Origin of the sequence: Mesorhizobium sp. M5C.F.Ca.IN.020.29.1.1 (assembly GCF_003997375.1) — a bacterium.
GTDB lineage: Bacteria > Pseudomonadota > Alphaproteobacteria > Rhizobiales > Rhizobiaceae > Mesorhizobium > Mesorhizobium wenxiniae.
The window spans coordinates 1-3,292 of sequence record NZ_RZSW01000620.1; the positions used below are offsets into that span (position 1 = coordinate 1).

General features: G+C 59.6%; 3 protein-coding genes and 1 pseudogene. 2 read left to right on the forward strand and 2 right to left on the reverse strand.

Going from position 1 to position 3,292, the window contains the following annotated elements; translation table 11 throughout:
• Positions 1-296: 296 nt before the first annotated feature.
• Both EOA85_RS30925 and EOA85_RS30930 read right to left on the reverse strand, forming a co-directional pair.
• Positions 297-1,271, reverse strand: coding sequence for an EAL domain-containing protein (locus EOA85_RS30925; protein ID WP_245486167.1), 975 nt, complete (start codon positions 1,269-1,271; stop codon positions 297-299).
• 46 nt (positions 1,272-1,317) lie between these two features.
• A complete protein-coding gene (locus tag EOA85_RS30930; RefSeq protein ID WP_127212263.1) occupies positions 1,318-2,421 on the reverse strand; it encodes an MHYT domain-containing protein in 1,104 nt (367 codons plus the stop codon).
• A gap of 290 nt (positions 2,422-2,711) precedes the next feature.
• Here EOA85_RS30930 and EOA85_RS30935 point away from each other — a divergent pair, with 290 nt between their 5' ends.
• Together EOA85_RS30935 and EOA85_RS30940 are read left to right on the forward strand one after the other, a co-directional pair.
• The gene (locus EOA85_RS30935) at positions 2,712-2,936 is read left to right on the forward strand and encodes a hypothetical protein (protein WP_127212264.1); all 225 of its coding nucleotides are present in this window, start codon (positions 2,712-2,714) and stop codon (positions 2,934-2,936) included.
• Between the two features lie 145 nt (positions 2,937-3,081).
• Positions 3,082-3,292, forward strand: a pseudogene (locus tag EOA85_RS30940) (hypothetical protein); the annotation flags it as partial.

Below are 3,292 nucleotides of genomic sequence, written 5' to 3' on the forward strand. Positions count from 1 at the left end.
ACATGACTGAGGGAGAACTTTCGGTCGTTCACAACAAAGAAAAGTTCACAGTCAAGAAGGGCGATGTTTGGGCCTGCGCTAAAGGCGCTACGACAGAAGGCACTCAGAACACGAGCAGTGCGGTCGCTATCATGCGGGTCATCGATTTGATGCCCGCATGAGGTAAGCGATGGGTGGAAGTGCGGCTATGGCCGCCCTAAAGAGAAGCCTGGGCGGGTATCCGTCGTGTTAGGCGAGGGGCCGCCTGCTACCCCATCCCGGCCATTGTCGACCGCCTGCTGATTGAGTTTTGACCCTTAGCACCTTCGGCAGGTCGTTTCCCGACTTCCTGCTTGGGATTGCTGCGCGAACCAGCCGAAATCATCCATGGCGATCTGGACGCCAAGGTCTTTGAGCTTGTGCAAGACCGCGAGGGCCCGGCCAATATCCTTGATCAGCGACGACTCTGTAATTTCCAGCTCGAGGCGGGACGGGTCAAGGCGGGTTTCTTTCAGAACCTCCTCGACCAGCTCCGGGAGATTGCCGCCATGGAGTTGTACGGCCGAGACGTTGACGCTGATTCCCAATGGCCGGTCCCACGTCGCCGCCTCGGCGCAGGCCGTGCGCAACACCCATTCGCCGATCTTCAGAATAGCGCCGCATTCCTCCGCGATCGGAATGAACACCGCCGGGGCGATGGCACCTCTCGTGCTGTGATCCCAACGAAGGAGCGCTTCGAAGCCGAAGACCTTATTGGAGTGAAGCTCCGCTTGCGGCTGAAATACGAGACTGAACTCGTCGCGCGAAATCGCATGACGCATGTCGTGCTCGAACTGACGTCGATCGTCTAGATGCTCACCCATTGACGGTTCGAAAACGCGATAGATGCCGCGCCCTTCCAACTTGGCCTCATAAAGCGCCGCGTCAGCATGGCTTAGAAGGGTCGCGCGATCGGGCGCATCGTTCGGGAAGACAGCGATGCCGATGCTGGTCCCGATAGTGACGCCGGCGGGCAGGTTCGCGCCGGTCTCGTCGAAAGCGTTCAAAATGGCTTCAGCGGTGCGCGTCGCATACGCTGGGCTCGGCAGGCCTGGAACGATGACAGCGAACTCGTCGCCTCCCAAGCGCGCGCCCATATGCTCCGGCTTTAGGACGTTCTTAATCTTCTCAGCCACACACTGGAGCACGGCGTCCCCGATGAGATGACCGAAGAGGTCGTTAATCTCTTTGAAGCGATCGAGATCGAGGAAAAGGACCGCAAGGCACCTGTCAGTCCCACGATGCGCAGCAATTCGGCCTCCAGCTTCTCGTTGAAGCTCGTGCGGTTCGGGAGCTTAGTCAGGGGGTCGTGGTGAGCAAGGAAGTGAATTTGCTCCTCCGCCCGCTGCGCCCGCGGATATCGCGCACCGCGACGACCTGATGCTGCTTGCCGGCATAAAGGATGTTGTGTCGGATCAGCTCGACCGGAATCGTACTGCCGTCGGTTGCGCATAGCTCGGCCTCCAGCGGCTTTCTGGCGGTGGCCGTGAGTTCGTCCCGCGAAACGGTGGGGAAGAAAGACTCGAGGGAGCAGCCGACAGGCTGAGAGCCATCGACACAGGCAAGGGCGGCGAAGCTGTGATTGGCTGCCACGATCGTCGTCTCGTTGTACACAACCAACCCCTCGACGGCGGCGTCGGCCAGCTCCTGCATACGCGCCGTCTCCCCAGCACGACGAAGATCGCGCAGATCGAGGACAAGACCGACAAGGGCCAGAAGAATGATCACGATCGAAGCGAGCGCAAGTCCGATTGCCATCCATTCCGCGGGCAGCGCCGTGGCCGAAACGACGATGCGAGGATCGGGCACGATCGCGGCCGCGCCCATCGCAGTGAAATGATGGCTGCAAATTGCGACCGTCAGCACCAACGCCCCGAGTGCCTTCCACTTGATCGTGTTGGCACGAAAGGCAACTGGCAAGGCTGCGGCGCCGAACAGCCCACCGAGGGCGATCGACGCTGCGACGAGCGGCATATCCCAGACCACGCGGCCCGCGATCTCGAAGGCAGCCATGCCAGTATAATGCATTACGGCGATACCGCCCCCCACGATCACCCCGCCGATCCAGCGTGCATACGGAACGCGGGGCGACATGCCGACGGTGAGGCCGGTTCCCGTCAAAGCGATCGCGGCGACCAGCGAGACGATCGTCAAGGCGATATTGTAGCCGCTCGGCAATGCGGGCTGGAAGGCCAGCATGGCGATGAAATGCGTTGACCAGATGCCGAAACCGGTGGCGACCGCGGCTACTGCGAGCCAGATCCGTCGCATTTCTCGTTCGCTGCGCCCGACATGATGGAGGAGGTTGACGGCCGTGAACGAGGCCAGGGCGCAGACCAAGGCCGCCAGGGCAACCAGACGCAAATCATGCTGCGTCGCAATGCAGGTATAGACCTTCAACATGCTCTTCCCCGAAGTTGGTTACGAGCTTCGGAGAAAAACCAACGGTCAAACCTTGAAGAAATGCTTATGATGGCAATTCAACTTAACCACTTCGTGGGATGGGCATTCGCGCCACCGCTTTACGCGTAAAGCAGCTATTCGCCGCCAGATGCTCGACGTCGACTTGGGCGCAAATCGGACCTAAATGTCGGATAAGATGCAATCCGAAAGCAGCCTTCCAAATCGTCGATAGCAGCCATGTCCTTGGAAAGTTCGACACCAAGATAGAGGCGTTCCGCTCCGTGCACGCCATGCGCGCACGCGTCTGGCTGCAATGCGTCAAGCCCGGGCTGATCGGCCGCGTCAAGCACCTGCGCGGCGACCTTGACCACCAGCAAGCTTGGCAGCCTTGGGGGTTGTCCAGGCAATGCGGAGGATATGTCGGCGGACGAACGATGATCTACCGGATTAACTGGGGATTAGTTGCCATGCTGCTCGCCGGCGCCTTCATTCTGGCGTTGTGCCTGCGTCGTTAGCTTGTGGCAGGGCGGCAAAAGCCAAGTACTTCATGGGAGTAGCATCGAACCATAGATTTCCGTGCACGTCCGCGACAAGATTAGTTCGTCGAACATGGAACTTTTGCCAAGCGGAGCCCTTCTTCACGTTGGAAAGGAGGAACCAATGGCAAATCTCGGAAAACTAGCGATCGCAATGCTTGGGGTTTTAGCTTACCAGAATCGCGACAAAATCGGAGACATGATCCGTCGCGCACGAGAGCGCGATCCCAATAATCCGCAGGGCGGTATCGTGGACCAGTTGTCCAAGGGCGTGTCGGGCACAGCTCTAGGCGATATCCTCGACCGGTTCAGAACTGCGGGCGCAGGCGCGAAGG